A 16,018-nucleotide genomic window follows, 5' to 3' on the forward strand; every position below is an offset into this window, starting at 1 on the left:
TAGCGCCACGAAGCGAGATGATTCATGAAGGTTGCAACGAAACGTTCTGGTACCGATGTGGCTGCGGCGGATGTTCACGACCGGCTGCGCACTAAGATCATTACCCTGGAGCTGAAGCCGGGCACGCGTTTGGTTGAGGATGATATCTCGGCAATGCTAAATGTCGGCCGGACGCCCGTGCGGGAGGCCCTCCTACGCCTGCAGGGAGAAGGGCTGGTCAACCGGGAAAAGGGCTGGGTTGTCGAGAGTGTCGATCCATCGAACGTGACGACTATATTTGAGAGCCGACAGGCCATCGAGGGCTTCGCCACACGGCTGGCCGCAGCGCGGGTCGGCAAGGCGGAGCTCAACGAGCTTCGGGCTCTCGTGGACGAGATGGATCGCGCGGACGAGATTCCTCGTTCGCAGGTCAATCGGCTCAACCGGGCCTTCCACGAGAAGATCGTCGCCCTGTCGGGAAATCCGTTCTTCCTTGAAATGCATGAGAAGACCCAGTTCCACTACTGGAACCTGAGGCTCCCGGTGGTCTTCACGCGAGAACAGACGAAGATGGCCAACGATCAGCACAGAAGGATCCTGGAGGCCCTTGCCAAGGGCAACCTTGATGATGCCGAAGCCGCAGCCCGCGAGCATATCGAGACGACATTTGCGATCGTGAAAGACGCTCTGGACAGCTTCTGATGCAAATTATTTTGGAGGCGCCGGGATCGCACCTGTTCCCGGGCTCCAGAGGAAGGATCGATACTCAGGGCAAGGTCTTCCCTCTGAAAGAGCCAGTGCCCTGCATCGTCGCATTCTCTGATGGATCGGTCGTGAACGGAACCTTGCAGCCTCACGATACGGCGATCTTTGATCTCAACCTTGCCAGCTACACCACAGTGCGGCGGACGCGGATCGCCGCCAGGTCCTGGGTCCTTGAGATCACCGAGCAAATGGATCGTTCGGTTACCTTCCGCGTGAAGGCTCGGGGTCCTGCCCCCTAATTCTTCGCCGCCTCGAGGCGGCCCTTCCACCAAGGATAATCATCATGCACACGAACACGCATGTCGTCCCCCTAGCTGTCGAGCATGGCTATGCTCGGCCGCCAGCTCCAGGAAACGAGCCCGTCAGGGACTACGCCCCGGGCTCGCCGGAGCGGGCTTCTCTCGCCCGCACATTGAGTCAGCTCTCAGGTGAGCGAATTGGTCTACCACTGGTCATCGGGGGGCGCGCGGTCGAAACGGGCCGGCTTGCACCAGTTGTCATGCCGCACAACTACCACCATGTCCTGGCTGATGCTCATATGGGCGGCTCGGCCGAAGTTGATGCCTCAATCCAGGCTGCTCTCAAGGCTGCGCCAGAGTGGTCGCGGCGGAGTCCGACAGAGCGTGCCGCCGTGTTCTTGAAGGCGGCAGATCTGCTGGCTGGCCCATGGCGTAACCGCCTCAATGCCGCGACCATGCTGGGTCAGTCTAAGACTGTGCATCAGGCCGAGATCGACTCGGCGGCAGAGCTAATTGACTTCTGGCGCTGGAATGTCGAGTTCATGTATCGCATCTACGCTGAGCAGTCAGTTTCCCCTTCAGGTGTCTGGAACCGGATCGATTACCGGCCGCTGGAGGGTTTCGTCTTCGCGATTACGCCTTTCAACTTTACGGCCATCGCCGGAAACCTCCCGAGCGCGCCGGCCCTGATGGGCAACACCGTTGTGTGGAAGCCTGCTGCGACCGCCATGTATTCGGCGCACTTCGTCATGGAGCTCCTGCGGGAAGCCGGCCTCCCGGATGGGGTGATCAATCTCGTCTATGGCGATGGGGCTGAAATCGCCAATGTTGTTTTGTCCAGCCCGCATCTTGCCGGGGTCCATTTCACTGGATCCACGGGCGTCTTCAACAATATCGTCCAGACGATCGGCGAACGGACCGGGATCTACCGGACCTATCCACGTGTGGTTGGTGAGACCGGTGGCAAGAACTTCGTGCTCGCCCATGCCAGCGCCGACCGCGATGCTCTTGCAGCGGCCATTATCCGCGGCGGCTTTGAGTATCAGGGGCAGAAATGCTCCGCAGCATCGCGGATCTACATTCCTGAGTCCCTGTGGCCTTCGCTAAGGGAGCGCCTGTGCGATGAGATCGCAACTATTCGGGTGGGCGATATCGCCAATTTTAGCAACTTCATGGGCGCGGTCATCGACGAGAAAGCCTGGAGTAAGCACGCCGTTGCTATCGACGAGGCCCGGTCGCGGCCAGACACAACAATCCTGACGGGAGGCGGGCTCGACAAGGATCATGGGTACTTTGTGGAGCCCACGCTTGTTGTCACGACAGATCCGCGCTCCCGCCTCCTGCGAGACGAACTGTTCGGCCCGATTGTCACGGCCTTTGTTTATCCGGACAACGGCTTCCGGGACATGATCACGGCGATCGATGAGTCCAGCCTCTATGGGCTGACGGGCGCCTTGTTTGCGCGGGATCGGAGCGTGATTGCCGAGGCGTCCGACGAGCTTCGAAATGCAGCAGGCAACTTCTACATCAACGACAAGCCGACTGGCGCGGTGGTGGGCCAGCAGCCGTTCGGAGGCGCCCGCGCGTCCGGCACCAACGACAAGGCGGGGTCCATGTGGAACCTGATCCGCTGGGTGTCACCACGAGCGATCAAGGAAACGTTCGCTCCCCCAACAGATTACCGCTATCCGTTCCTCGTAGCGGAGTAGATCTAGGAGAGCTGGCTTACAACGTCTGGTTCGTTCATTTTAGGAAGTCGGGGACGAACCAGACGGGCGAGAATTTACCTGAGTATCGTGAAGATACCCGATGATGGCGCCAATTGCGTGCGTGGTATCGGGCTCTGCGATGGGTTGCAGGAAACCGCTCGCAGGAGCTGACATCTCAGTCGTGACCTTATCGGTTTCCACCATGAGCAAGAGCTCGCCTTCGAGGACATAATCCCCTGCGCGTTTGGCCCATTCGACGACGGTGCCGCCCTGCATTGTCGGTCCAAACTTCGGCATGAAGATCGGAAAACGCATTGGAATAGGCTCCAGAATTGGATCAAGGAGGAAGAGCGCCAGCAGGGCAGAGCTAACTTGGCAAGGCTAGCGAATAGTGCTGCCCGGAGAGGCTTATTTGCTTGTCTTCGTATATGAAGATGTATATGAATGTCCATACGCAATGCTGTCACGGACCCAGAGGTTCTTTGAACGAGCTCGGACTTTCGAATTCCAGTTGAGATCTCCGGCTCATATCCAGCGCTAAACTTGAGCAATCAGCCGTCACCATCAATTAGAGAGGGGCCCCAGTGTCGAAACTCTTCAATACCCTTCACCACGTTTGCATCCTCGTCCACGATCTCGAAAAGACCGTCGCCTATTATGAAAAGATCGGCGTTGGACCATGGTACGACTACCCCAAGTCAGGCGCCTACATCGACTTTGACGTGCCGAACCCTGCCGCTTCGGCTGCCATGCGCTACAAGTGCTGTGATCTCGAGAATGTCCAGATTCAGCTCTGCCATCCAGGCGAGCTTGACTCGCCCCAGCGGCGTTTTCTGGAGGAGCGTGGTGAGGGCGTATACCATCTCGGCTTCGAAGTCCCGGACCGTGACAAGGCGGAGGATGAGGGGAGAGCGCTGGGTCTTCGAGTGACGGCGCGAGGGAGGCGGATCGACAAGTCCGGGTTCTGCTACTTCGATACCCGTGCCGAAGCGGGTATCGTCCTCGAGATCCGCAAAACTGCTCAAGGATGAAATCGGGATCAGAGCAAGTCATGATGACTGCGATCCGGGATCTCTCTCATCATCACCTCGGCCTGCATGAAGGCAACGCTCCGATATTGGTGGATACCAAGGCAGGCTGAGCCTCGGACCCTCTGGCCACGCACCGGATTGTCAGGCAGGCCGGCTAAGTGCGCATGCGGCGACGAGACTGCCATTACCATGAATTCTCAACCCGCATCGCCGCTCATGAGACCAACAGGACGACCCACACATGCGAGAGCAAGCGCAAGCAGCAAAACCGCGCAATATTTTCCTGTGCCTCCTGGCCATGGCGTTCTTCAGTACGTCCGACATCCTCGCGAAAATGTTGTCCGTCACCCTCCACCCGCTGCAGATAGCCTGGTTTCGCTACATGGTGGCCATCATAGCGGCCGCTCCCCTGCTGACAGCATTCCGCGGCAGGATCAGGTCACAGCATCACTCCGTCCAGCTTGTGCGTGGCGCTGCAATGCTCAGTTCGACGCTCTTCTTGATCGCGGCCCTGAGACTGCTGCCTGTGGCAGAGGCGACTGCTCTTGTGTTCGTCTCACCACTGATCATCACTACTCTATCCGTGCTCCTGCTCCGGGAGGTCGTTTCGCCACTGCGGTGGCTCATCGTTCTCCTTGGCTTCTTAGGCGTCTTGATCATCATTAGGCCAGGAAATGAAGGCTTCGCCTGGACGGCATTCCTTCCCTTATGCTCCTCTTTGTGCTGGGCGCTTGGAGTGATCTATACGCGCAAGGTTGTGGCAGTCGATACACCACTCACCACCTTGGTTTACTCCGCTGTGACAGGCTTTGTTGCTATCAGCGCCCTGGTTCCTTTCAACTTCATCAGCCCCACGATGGACCAGCTCTTGTTAGGCACAGCAATGGGATTGCTGTGGGTCGCGGCGCACATATGTATCACGTTGGCATATTCCTCGGCACCCGCTTCACAGCTCGCGCCATATTCCTTCACACAGATCATCTGGGCAGCACTGTTGGGTTATCTTGTCTTCTCTCATACTCCGGACGCCTTGGCGATTTTGGGATGTGGCGTCATTATTGCGAGTGGGATGCTTTCAATCTCCACGAGGCTGGCGGCTGAGAGGTGCCAAGGAAATAGGAGTTCCGATTGAGGCTCCATCGCCAACAGTTCAGTAACTCAGTTCGATCTACGCCTCCGGCAAACTCCAGAGGTGCACAATGTTCAAAGGCCGTCATTTCGATCGCTCAGTGACCCTGCCGTGCGTCCGGTGGTACCTGGCTTACAATCTGAGCCTGCGGAACCTTGAGGAGATGATGGCCGAGCGCGGTATCTCGGTCGATCACGCGACCATTCACAGATGGGTTATCCGGTACTCGCCCGAACCCCTGAAGCGCTTCAATCCACGCAAGCGAGCCGTTACTGCCAAGTGGCACGTTGATGAGACTTACATCAAAGTCCGAGGCCAATGGAAATATCTCTATCGGGCCATCGGCAGCAATGGCGACACAGTCGAGTTCTGGTTCAGCGAACGACGCAATCTCGCCGTCGCCAAGTGCTTCCTACGCAAGGCGCTCAAACGGCATGGCTGGCCCGAGAGGATTTTGATCGACAGCAGCCAAACCAATCGGGAGGCGACCCTCTCCTGTGAGACGCAAAGCCTGCTCCAGGATCCGTCACGGCGAAAACTGGAGTCGATCCGCATTCATCAGAGCCGCTACTTGAACAATCGGATTGAGCAGGATCATCGGGCTGTCAAGCGGCGGATCCGCTCGATGATGGGGTTCAAGTCCGCAAACAGCGCTCGCGCGATCCTGGGCGGCATCGGAATGGTACCCATGATGCGAAAGGGACAGGCGAAAAATGCCTGCGCCCAGCAGCCCTCCCTCGCTGAGCAGTTCGAGCGGCTCGCCGCATAAGTGAATACGAACGGTCCCTAGGTCCCTCCGCCCGCAGTCGGAAATTGCGACAGAACCAGTTCCTCGCGCTCTTTCTGCGCAGGGAGCCTGAGCCGACCATGCTTTAGGTTTTGTCCTGAAGTTATAGCAACTCCGGACGTTGCGTGCTTTCGCGCATGCATCCGGCCTCTGGCTGGATCACAGCCACCAAGAGAGATTTCATTCCCGCGTCGGGACAACTTTTGTCCCATTTAGCCGCCCCTTTTTGCGGCCCAGACACGTCCCTTAATCATGTTCCGGAGCCCGCAAGGAGAGAGCGCCAATTACTCGCGGCACTCTAGTGGTGAAGATCTGACACTTGGTACCCATGGACACATTGTCGGCTCCCGGCCCAATCGCGGACATCAACGCTCTTAGAGAAGCCACGAAAAGGCGCGCCGCAGGAAGGACTCGCCACCCGTCCTGACAACCTCACCGTGCGCCACGACAACATGCTCGGGACGCTCTGCGATTAATTCACGAATCTTGGGCCGCGCGCTTGCACGGTTGCGAAAACTGATCCGGTAATCGATAGGCGGATAACCCCATCCCTCGACCATTTTTGAAAGCCTCGCGACCGAGTGCATCCACCAGGGCCAGTGGTGTTTCAAAAATGCCTCGCTGAAGGTCTGCGAGAGGTCGGCAATAATGGCGGTGCGGGATCTGCGGTGAAAGAAGATCAACTCGTCTACAAAAGGCGAATTGGTGAAATAGAATTGGTCGATCTGTCCTTCCCAGTCAGCCGGCGGCTCGTCGACCAGCGCCCCGGAAAAACGGAGATCACTGCACTTGGCGATTGTCGCCGCCGTCCCCCACAATTTGGCGTCGGGGAATGCAGCCTGCCACTCGCCTAGAAACAGATAGTGCAGGTTGTTGGGGCTGACGACATGGCGGACTGGTCCCAGCGCCCGGACCTCGTCCTCAATCGCGGCAGTCTTTTCGACCGGTGACCACAGCCACAGCCCGCCATCGGCGAGGCGCACAATGGCCATCCGCGTCGGATAGGCGAAGCCGTGGAACGAGACAATTCCACCATCCGCAAACCATAGGTCCAATCCCAGGGGCTCCAGCATAATTGCGGAGTCTAGTCCGCCGAATGGCCGCTTTCCACCGTCAATCAGCGTTCAATTTGAATCCCTCGGTACCCTCGGGCGAGCGCAGCTCGCGATCCTTCGCACCTGCGCTGAGCGGATCGCGAGCTGTCTCAGGCTTCGGCAGGATGGCCCGTTGGGCAGTCAGGCGCCGCGCAAGATCGTTGGCGATGAGCGCCCTCGACCAGAAGGACACGGCAGCACGTCAGGTTCTGCACCGATGCGTCCATGCCGCTCCTTCGCTTTGCCACCGGGATGCCCGCTTGGTCCTGCAGCGGCAAGCTCCGGCGACCAAGCCCCTAGGCGTGACCCAGCCACTGGCCGATCGCGCGCGACTACGGGCAGCCCTCGCGCTAACCTGAGGAACCTTGCGGCCTCATGTGTGACATCCGATGAGTGACGAAACGCTAGCGGGAATGGCGGCATGGTCGCCCGGTGAGGGTGGGATGGCCGGGCGCGTCCGGTGCCATGACTGGGCGGCGACCCTGCTCGCCGCGCAGCCTGGCCAGAGCAGGATCGGCGCAAGCTCTGTCCTCATAGATACTCTAGGGTAGGATAGATGGTTGTGTCGGGGGCGTCACGTTAACGGAGATCGGGCGCATTGAGGCAATCGAGGTTGCCTGACGGGCTGACGCGCATCTGCAGGCTGCAGCCTCCCACGCGGCTATGGCGGTGAAGCGGTGAAGATGGGGGCAAGGGCGGAGCAGCGGGAACGTGGCGGAACGAAGAGGTTGCCGACAGCAGAGAACACGCTGACAAATCTCCGCAAGCCTCCCCGGCGATCGAAAGCCCTGCATCGCCCGCTCTCGCTTTCGCAACGGGACATGCGAATTCCCGGCCCTGTTATTCAGGCCCGTTAGCGACCAGTGATCCCCCCTTGGCATGACCTCCCGCTTGGCGGCTCCGTAAGCGGCGAGTTTATGGGTGATGATGCGCTTGGGGGCCAGGCCCTGATCCTTCAGCAGGCGCCGCAGCAAGCGCTTAGCCGCCTTGGTGTCGCGGCGTGTCTGGACGATCGCGTCGAGTACAGAGCCATCCTGATCTCCTCGATCAGCCGCAACCTTAGAGGAAAGCGAAAATACAACCAGGCCGCATGGGCGATGATCCGGGGTGGGAACCATGGCGTTTGTAGCTGACGGGCTGCCTCATGCCAGTCCGTCGACACAGCGCGCGATCGTACCCAGATCAACGTGACGACGCCGACCAACAAGCCGATCCCGGAGGGCAATCCGATCGACAATAGTAACGTTCCAAGCTACACCGTATCATGCCGGCATCAGGAGCATCGGTCTCGACCAACGGCCATGGTCGTCCTACGCTGATGACCGACGCACGCGGGCAGCCTGACGCTGGCCGACCGCTTGGCCCAGGCTGTGTCTGCCGTGAATTCAATCGACAGCTCATCGAATGGTGGGCACAATTGAGGGCTCCGCCCTTTCGAAGGTATGCGATGCTCAATGTTCCCGGGCGCGATCTCTCATCCAAGGAGCCGCCCCCGTCCCGACAGGCAGGGAACCAAACTTCTGGGCTCACAACAACGACGCAGGTGCTCGCTGCCGTTGCCCTGCTCGGTGCGCTCAAGGTTGGCCTGCTCACCTCTTTGCTGGCTGGCTTGCTGGTCCATGAACTGGTGCATGCCTTGGCCCCGCGCCCCAGCACCCTCGTAACCCGCCGGGCCGGCAAGATTTTGGTTGTATCGCTGCTCGCGACGGTCGTGGTCGTCGTCATCGGGGCGGCGATCCTGGGGCTGGTGTCCTTGCTGTCCGGTGGGCCGGACAGCCTGGCCATTCTGCTGCAGCGCATGGCCGAGGTGATCGAGAGTGCCCGTCCCCTTCTGCCCGACTGGCTCAGCAGCTATGTTCCGGCCGATCCTCAGGAGCTGAAGGGTGCCGCCTCGGCTTGGCTGCGTGAGAACGCAGGTCAGCTCCGGCTGGTGGGCCAGGACGTCTGGTGGGCCCTGGTCCACATCATTGTCGGCATGGTCATCGGGGCCATGATCGCGGTCAGCCACGAGGCCGGCGAGACCGCGCCCGGTCCCCTGGCACAAGCGCTACGGGAGCGGGCGCGCCTGCTCGGTGAGGCCTTCCGCAGCGTCGTGTTCGCGCAGGTGCGGATTTCGGCTCTGAACACCGCCCTTACGGGTTTGTACTTGTTGGGCGTCGTTCCCCTGCTGGGGAGCCCGCTGCCTCTGACGAAAACTCTCATTGCCGTGACCTTCATCGCGGGGCTTCTGCCCGTGATCGGCAACCTGATCTCCAACACCGCGATCGTGATTGTCAGTCTCAGCGTGTCTCCGCTGCTGGCCGTGAGCTCGCTTCTGTTCCTGATCGCGATTCACAAGCTGGAGTATTTTGTGAACGCTCACGTGATGGGAACTCACATCAGCGCGCGTGCCTGGGAGCTTCTCGTGGCTATGCTGGTCATGGAAGCTGTGTTCGGGATCGCCGGCCTGGTGGCCGCCCCGATCTATTATGCGTATCTGAAGAACGAACTCGCGGCGCGCGAACTCATCTGAGCTGCGACGTTCCAGGCTTAAGCGCGAAGGTGACGGAGGGGGTGTAAGAGCGAGAGCATCGGACGCGGGAAGTTGAATCCACTGTCGGGTCCGATGCTCTCGGCTCACGCTCAGTGTCCGGAGGTCTGCATTCCGCGGCTCGTCTCGTATAGGAACCAGACGCGCTTCTCCGTCTGGTCGATGAGCTCCTCAAGAAGGCTCTCGGTGGCGACATCGTCATGATCGTCGCACAAATCGTGCGTCTGCCGCATGAAGGCGGCGAGCTGCTTGTTGTCGTCCATCAGCTCGGCGAGCATGTCGGCGGGCTCGACATAGCTGGCGTCATTGTCGAGAAGGCGCTGCAGGCGTCCGATGTGGCCGGTCGATCGCAAGGTTGTTCCGCCGACCTTGCGCGCCCGCTCCGCCAGGGGATCGGTCATGGCGAAGATCTCGTCCGCCTGATCGTCGAACATGAGGTGATAGTCATGGAAATGGGGCCCGCTCACATGCCAGTGAAAGTTCTTGGTCTTGAGGTAAAGAGCGAAGGTGTCCGCAAGAAGCGCGGTCAGCGCCGCCGCGATTTCCTCACTGGCTTGTGACGACAGAAAGGTTGGAGTTTCAAGTCGAGGTGCGGGGCGGCTCTTGCGCTCTGCCGCGGTATTGGTCGCGCTCTTTGTCTTGGTGGATTTACGTGAAGAGAGGGCCCTGGCCATGCGCAATCTCCGATGTTGGACTGACGCTCCGACTGCCGGCATCTGCTGGCGACAGGACGATGGAGCACAGCAAGCTGAACCCTTGCGAACCTGACAAGTTCCCAGGAATGGGAACAGGATCCGCCTACCGGAATGGGCTGAACGAAACGCACACGCCCAAAGCGCGTCCTCGCCTCACACCATGCAGGCTCGCCGACTCGGCAACCGATCGGTTCCCATAAGGGCTTGTCAGCGACGAACCTGCGAGGATCCCGCCCGCTTTACATCGCCACCGGTGGCGACCGTCGTCCCCATCACAGGCTCCTCTCGACCGCACTTGCGACGACGCAGGTCCGTACCCGGCGCGAGCGCCTCGGCCTTTACCGTGCTCAGATGGCCGAGGGACCCTGTCGTTCCCGACAGGCCTGTATCGAGGAGTTCCCGCATGATCCGCGTTCGCGCTGCCGCACTGGGAGAGCCGAGGACCACGCCGACAACCCGCCGGCCTCCGCGGACGGCCGAGACGGCCGCATTAAACCCGGAGGCACAGACGTAGCCGGTTTTCGTCGCCTCGAGGCCGGAATAGTCCTCGACCAGCTTGTTGGTGTTCTTCAGAGTCCGGCCGTCGACCGTGACGGCCGACGTCCGAAAAAGTTCGGCATGGTCCCCGTGATAGCTCAGAATCGCCAGCATCAGAACGGCCACGTCCCGCGCGTTGGTCACCTGGCGGTCATGATGCAGGCCGCTGGCATTCACGAAGTAAGTCCCGCTCATACCGAGACGCCTCGCCTCCGCGTTCATCGCGGTGACGAACGATCCCTCCGTTCCACTGATTGCCTCTGCGATGGCGACTGCCACGTCGTTGGCGCTTTTGACCATCATGACGAGGAGTGCATCCTCCAACCGGAGCGAGGTGCCTGGTGGGACGCCCAGTTTGGACGGGGCCTGAGCCGCGGCGCGGGCACTCAGGACGATGGAGCTGTCCATGGTGAGGCGGCCCGATTGAACTGCCGTAAGGGCAAGATGGGCCGTCATCAGCTTGGTGAGCGAGGCCGGATGCCAGGAACGGGTCGCCTCCTGGGCGGCGAGGATATCGCCCGTGGAGGCATCCACCAGCAACAGGGGCGAGGCGCCGGTTGGCGCGGCCGCCAGGATCAGTCCAGCGGCGAGCAGGAGCGAGGGCAGTTTCATGAACCGATGGTTGACCGAAGCGCGGCCGCGCGCAAGCCTCCGATCGCGAGGCCCTCCGGCCTCGGTACTCCTACCGGGTCGCTGGCGCCGAACCGCCGCGAGGGCTACGATCGCCTCATACCGTTCAACGACGTGACCGGGCAGGAGAAGAATGGCCCGTGCCGGTACGCGGCCCCTGCTGATCTCGACGGCGATCCAGAGCAAGTCCCGGGATCATGCTCCCGGCCGCCGAGGCCAGAAGTCCCTGGCGAGGCGGAAGTCAGTCATCCCTGCAGGTTGCTCATCCGACAGGAGTTGGAACGTCGGCCGGGATGAGCCCCTCCCGCTTCAAGTCCTCCCAGAGGGTCTGCGGAATCTCCGCCACCATCAACCGGGCGTTCTCGCGCACTTTATCGGCGTGCTTGGCACCGGGAATGATGGCGGCGACGACGGGATGGGCAGCACAGAACTGAAGGGCCGCCGACCGTAAATCGACGCCATGGCGGCCGCAGATTTCCGCCAGGCGATCCCGCTTCCGGATCATCTCGGCCGGCGCCTCCCGGTATTCGAAGTTCCGCCCTCCCGCGAGCAGGCCGGAATTGTAAGGGCCACCGACGACCACATGCACTCCCCGCTCCGCACACATCGGGAAGAGCCGGTCCAGCGCCGGCTGGTTGAGGAGACTGTAGCGTCCGGCGAGGAGGAATACGTCCGGGTCGGACATCTCGAGGGCTCGTTCACAGGGTTCGGTCAGATTGACCCCCATGCCCCATCCCTTGATCATACCCTCGTCGCGGAGACGTATGAGGGCCCTGGCGGCGCCTTTCATCGCCACGTCGAACAACTCCTTCCATCCATCGCCGTGGTGATCGGCGGCGAGATCGTGGATGTAGACAATGTCGATCTGGGCCAAGCCAAGGCGCTGATAGCTGTCCTCGACCGAGCGCATCGTCCCGTCATAGGTGTAATCGTATTCGCCTCGGAACGGCAGGCCCCTGACAAAAGGCGGATTCTCCGGCGCGCTGGGGTCAGGCTGCATGATCCGACCCACCTTCGTGGAAATAACGAACTCCTCACGCGGATACCGACGCAGCACATTGCCGAAGCGGTGCTCGGACAGGCCACTGCCGTAATGAGGCGCGGTGTCGAAGTACCGCACCCCTGTGTCCCAGGCAGCACTGAGCGCAGCCTCCGCTGTTTCCTCTGACACCACGTCGAACATGTTGCCGAGAGGGGCGCCACCGAAACCTAAGGGGCCAGGTGGCGCAAAGTGAGACCGGGACATCATCTCTTCCTTCCGATCCAGGGTCATCCGTCACGGTGCGTCAAGCACCGGATGCAGGGAAAAGCGGCCCAACTGAATTGGTTGCCAAAATGTTGCGCCATGCCCTTATTCCCGACGGCGCTGCGACTCGCGATGAAGCGTAGCTCCAGGGCGCGCTTCATCAAGGTCTGCCCTGAATCTGGGCCTGGGGTCGATTACAGAACCGTAGGTTGATCCCCAGGCGGCTCATCCAGCCGTCGTGGGTGAAGCGGTACACGGCCTGATCACCGGCGCGCGTCAGCGTCTCGTCGGCGACAGGTTCGGCGCAGGCCGACGGGTGGGCGTTCATTGTCCCATTCGCGGATCATGAGCGGGCTGCCGCAGGGTCCCTTCGATCGGGCGAAGTCGTGGCCTTGCCTCACGTCCAGAATCTGGCACAGGCAGCTCTCAGGAAGGCCCTCCTCTGCCAGGTCGATGAGCCGGAGCCTCATCGGTTTCCCTCCCTGGCGAGAAAAGCTGAAGCAAGGTCATGGATCGTCTGCGCGGATTGCGGGTCCTCACGCCTTCATCCGGGATCCAGGGCGTTTGCTACCGGCTTCCGCCTTCTGAGCCGAACTCTCTTCGACGGTTGGATAGACGCCCGCCAGGACCTGGTCGAAATGGCGGCGCAATGCGTTGTTGCAGCCGCAGGACAAGGTATCAAGCCTCTCAAGATCCCGCACGCGCACGCCACCTCTGCGGGTCTCCAGCAGATGGCGGCGTTTCAAGGACTGAATGACCCGGCTCACGTAACTGCGGCCGACACCCATCATGCTGGCCAACTGCTCCTGGGTCAGGGGAACGTCGTGATCGCCCGTTCGATCGATGGCGGCCAGCAGCCATTTCACCGTTCGCTGCTCGATCGTGTGCGCCGCATTGCAGGCCACCGATTGGAACACCTGCGCCAGCATGCAATCCGCATAGCGGGCGAACAGGTGCCGCAGGCTCGGCGATCGGGTTTCGAATTCCTCGAGATCCGCGGTCGAGAGGCGCAGGAACGGACCTGGAAACTGAATCTCGGAACGAGCAAAGGCCGGGAGGCGTCCTTGGCTCACGATCCCGCCGACGGCGCCCTCGCGTCCGATCAGAGCCGTCTCCACCGTGAGGCCATCCTCGAGTTCGACGACAAACGAGACGAGACTTGGACCACAGGGAAAGTAAACGAATCTGACCTCATCTCCCGGTTGATAGAGCTTAACCCCGGCTTCGCCCTCCCACTCCTGCAGCGAAGGCGCCACGATGGTGAGATCTTCCGGCCTGAGAGCACTCAGCAGGTTATTGCTGGAAATCCTGTTCCTGAGGTGTGACGAGATCATTGCGGGATGCATCAGGCGTCTTTCCTCCAGCGCTTCGCCAGTCCCAACGCACCAGGACAACTTACGTTCAATTGTGAACACAACCCGGATCATATGTTCACATGTGGACAGACAGACCCGTCGCTCCTGTCTACAAGGACACACGAGCGTCCCCTCCGTGAGGGACACACCCGAGACAAGAGCCCGATGTCGACCCGATGCGTCGGATGAAGATCGGGCGCCGCCTCGGCCTTCGTCGAAACCGTCCACCCGTTGAGGATTGCCATGACGCTTCAGACGCATTCCGATGCGGCCCCGATCCCACCAGGCATTCCTGGGCTCGACGACATTCTCGCCGGAGGATATGCCGGGAACCGCGCCCACCTCATCGAGGGGCGACCCGGCTCCGGAAAGACGACGGCGGGAATGCAGTTCCTTCTCGTGGGCGCCGAGCAGGGAGAGACCTGTCTCTACATCGCCCTGTCCGAGAGCGAGCGGGAACTCCTGTCCGTAGCCTCCCGCCGCGGCTGGTCCCTTGAGGGTATCGAGATCTTCGAACGGGTGCCTTCGGAGCTCAGTCTCGATCCGCAACAGCAACAGAGTCCTGTTCACGCGTCCGATCTGGAACTCGGCGAGACGGTCCACATGGCGCCGGCGGAGATCGAACGTGTCGAGCCCAGCCGGGTCGTGGTCGACAGCCTGACCGGGTATCTGAACGCCATGCCGGAGCAGCCCTTCATCGTGCTCCAGATGCACGAACTGCTCACCTATCTGAACCAGCAAAGCGTCGTGACGATCCTGATCCTGGCGCAGCACGGGATGGTCGGCCAGATGGTTTCGCCGGTCGATCTGACATATCTGAGCGATGCGGTCGTATTGCTTCGTTTTTTCGAGGCCGACCGGCGGATCCGAAGGGCCTTGTCGGTCGTCAAGCGACGCACAGGCCCGCACGAGGAAACGATCCGGGAGTTCCGGATCGACAGCCAGGGTTTGCGCGTTGGTCCCCCACTGGAGCAATTCCGGGGCGTGTTGACAGACGTACGGACATTCGAGGGCCAGCGCGCCTCTCTTCTCGAGGAGCGTGAGACCGACAATGACGCGGGCCGATGACGTGTCCGTGCTGATCTTCGCCCCGAACGGGCGAGATTGCGCGGTAGCGAGGGCCATCCTTGGCGAAGTCGGGATCAAGGCCGAGATCTGCCCCAGTCTCCAGACGCTTGTCGGAGGATTGGATGCGGCAGCCTGCGCGGTGATCACGGAGGAGGCGCTTGTCAGCGCCGACCGGCGGGAGCTTGCCGGGTGGGTCGAACGGCAGCCGCCCTGGTCCGATTTTCCCTTTATCCTTCTCACCCATCGCGGCGGATCACCGATCGAGCGCCTGACCGAGCTGCTTGGGAACGTGACGGTGCTGGAGCGTCCGTTCCATCCGGCCGTGCTGGTCAATGCCGCCAGGTCGGCCCTACGGGCGAGGCAGCGGCAACGAGAGGTGGAGGCGCATATCAAGGACCGCCAGCGAACGCATGAGCGCCAAGCCCTGTTGATCCGCGAACTGCATCATCGGGTGAAGAATACCCTTGCGACCGTGCAGGGACTGCTCGGGGCCACGGCCCGCTCGACACATTCCGTCGATGAATTCTACCGCTCGTTCGCCGACCGGATCGTTTCCCTGTCCAATACGCACAACCTCCTCACGGAGGACTACTGGCAGACGGCACCGCTGATCGAAATGTTCAGGAATGAGCTGTCGCATTATGACGATGGCGCCCAGCGGCGGATCACCCTTGACGGGCCACCCGTGGAGCTCTCGGCCGATCTAGCCGTTCCGATCGGCATGGCGGTGCATGAGCTCACCACGAACGCTGCCAAACACGGGGCGCTATCGGTTCCAGGCGGACAGATCTCGGTGGTCTGGAAGGTCCGGGAACTGGAAGCAGAGCGTCGGCTCGTCATCGCGTGGGTAGAGCGCGGTGGCCCGCCTGTCGTGACGCCCCGACGGAAGGGTTTCGGCTCGACGCTGTTGCATCGGGTTTTGACCCATCAATGCCATGCGGCGATCAATATCTCGTACGAGCACGAGGGATTGACCTGCCATATGGACATTCCCCTCGTCGAGGAGCGCCTTGTGCCCGAATATTGATCGTGGAGGGAGCCTGAATATCTCGACTGAACTTGTTCGGCCGAGACGGTGGCCTGCTGGGAACAGAGACATCCTGGGCAACCCGGTTCCAGCCGCCAGGTCTCTTCCTTGCATCCACCCTGAAGGAGAGCCCCACACAAGACACCGGGCGTTTCACCCCTTGGCGGACAAATGATTGCAGGATCCTGCCGATCATT

15 protein-coding genes and 1 pseudogene are annotated in these 16,018 nt (G+C 61.1%); 8 read left to right on the top strand and 8 right to left on the bottom strand.

The features are described from left to right. The first annotated feature begins 24 nt into the window (after positions 1-24). Positions 25-681, top strand: a complete 657-nt coding sequence (locus AB8841_RS05250) for a GntR family transcriptional regulator (RefSeq protein ID WP_370434780.1) — start codon at positions 25-27, stop codon at positions 679-681. Between the two features lie 346 nt (positions 682-1,027). Then, a complete protein-coding gene (gene pruA, locus AB8841_RS05255; RefSeq protein WP_370434781.1) occupies positions 1,028-2,692 on the top strand; it encodes an L-glutamate gamma-semialdehyde dehydrogenase in 1,665 nt (554 codons plus the stop codon). A gap of 39 nt (positions 2,693-2,731) precedes the next feature. On the opposite strand, the gene AB8841_RS05260 is transcribed toward pruA, so the two are convergent. Continuing rightward, entirely contained in the window at positions 2,732-3,007 is a 276-nt protein-coding gene (locus tag AB8841_RS05260) for a lipoyl domain-containing protein (RefSeq protein WP_370434782.1), read from the bottom strand. Between the two features lie 269 nt (positions 3,008-3,276). Here AB8841_RS05260 and AB8841_RS05265 point away from each other — a divergent pair, with 269 nt between their 5' ends. From AB8841_RS05265 to AB8841_RS05275, 3 genes are all read left to right on the top strand, one after another. Continuing rightward, positions 3,277-3,723 (top strand): VOC family protein, encoded by a 447-nt coding sequence (locus tag AB8841_RS05265; RefSeq protein ID WP_370434783.1) that lies wholly within the window; start codon positions 3,277-3,279, stop codon positions 3,721-3,723. Positions 3,724-3,964: 241 nt separating this feature from the next. After that, entirely contained in the window at positions 3,965-4,855 is an 891-nt protein-coding gene (locus AB8841_RS05270; protein ID WP_370434784.1) for a DMT family transporter, read from the top strand. 67 nt (positions 4,856-4,922) lie between these two features. Continuing rightward, on the top strand, positions 4,923-5,621 hold the full coding sequence (locus tag AB8841_RS05275; protein ID WP_370434785.1) for an IS6 family transposase: 699 nt from the start codon (positions 4,923-4,925) through the stop codon (positions 5,619-5,621). 392 nt (positions 5,622-6,013) lie between these two features. Here the strand turns inward: AB8841_RS05275 and AB8841_RS05280 are convergent, their stop codons facing one another. Beyond that, on the bottom strand, positions 6,014-6,712 hold the full coding sequence (locus AB8841_RS05280; RefSeq protein WP_370434786.1) for a DUF4336 domain-containing protein: 699 nt from the start codon (positions 6,710-6,712) through the stop codon (positions 6,014-6,016). A gap of 668 nt (positions 6,713-7,380) precedes the next feature. Continuing rightward, positions 7,381-7,919: pseudogene (locus tag AB8841_RS05285) on the bottom strand (transposase); the annotation flags it as partial. A 261-nt stretch (positions 7,920-8,180) separates the two neighbouring features. Here AB8841_RS05285 and AB8841_RS05290 point away from each other — a divergent pair. Further along, positions 8,181-9,245, top strand: coding sequence for an AI-2E family transporter (locus AB8841_RS05290; protein ID WP_370434787.1), 1,065 nt, complete (start codon positions 8,181-8,183; stop codon positions 9,243-9,245). Positions 9,246-9,355: 110 nt separating this feature from the next. Here AB8841_RS05290 and AB8841_RS05295 read toward each other — a convergent pair whose 3' ends face one another. From AB8841_RS05295 to AB8841_RS05315, 5 genes are all read right to left on the bottom strand, one after another. Beyond that, positions 9,356-9,937, bottom strand: coding sequence for a Dps family protein (locus tag AB8841_RS05295; protein ID WP_370434788.1), 582 nt, complete (start codon positions 9,935-9,937; stop codon positions 9,356-9,358). Between the two features lie 228 nt (positions 9,938-10,165). Beyond that, entirely contained in the window at positions 10,166-11,107 is a 942-nt protein-coding gene (locus AB8841_RS05300) for a D-alanyl-D-alanine carboxypeptidase family protein (RefSeq protein ID WP_370434789.1), read from the bottom strand. A gap of 280 nt (positions 11,108-11,387) precedes the next feature. After that, positions 11,388-12,374: an aldo/keto reductase gene (locus AB8841_RS05305; RefSeq protein WP_370434790.1), complete on the bottom strand. Its 987-nt coding sequence runs from the start codon at positions 12,372-12,374 to the stop codon at positions 11,388-11,390. Between the two features lie 157 nt (positions 12,375-12,531). Beyond that, positions 12,532-12,699, bottom strand: coding sequence for a hypothetical protein (locus tag AB8841_RS05310; protein WP_370434791.1), 168 nt, complete (start codon positions 12,697-12,699; stop codon positions 12,532-12,534). A gap of 208 nt (positions 12,700-12,907) precedes the next feature. After that, complete coding sequence (locus AB8841_RS05315) at positions 12,908-13,717, bottom strand: Crp/Fnr family transcriptional regulator (protein ID WP_370434792.1); 810 nt, start codon at positions 13,715-13,717, stop codon at positions 12,908-12,910. A 252-nt stretch (positions 13,718-13,969) separates the two neighbouring features. Here AB8841_RS05315 and AB8841_RS05320 point away from each other — a divergent pair, with 252 nt between their 5' ends. Continuing rightward, positions 13,970-14,794 (top strand): ATPase domain-containing protein, encoded by an 825-nt coding sequence (locus tag AB8841_RS05320; protein WP_370434793.1) that lies wholly within the window; start codon positions 13,970-13,972, stop codon positions 14,792-14,794. Then, complete coding sequence (locus tag AB8841_RS05325) at positions 14,778-15,821, top strand: sensor histidine kinase (RefSeq protein WP_370434794.1); 1,044 nt, start codon at positions 14,778-14,780, stop codon at positions 15,819-15,821. Before AB8841_RS05320 ends, AB8841_RS05325 begins: the two co-directional genes overlap by 17 nt. Positions 15,822-16,018 lie beyond the last annotated feature (197 nt).

The organism is Microvirga sp. TS319 (assembly GCF_041276405.1).
In the GTDB taxonomy this organism is placed as follows: domain Bacteria; phylum Pseudomonadota; class Alphaproteobacteria; order Rhizobiales; family Beijerinckiaceae; genus Microvirga.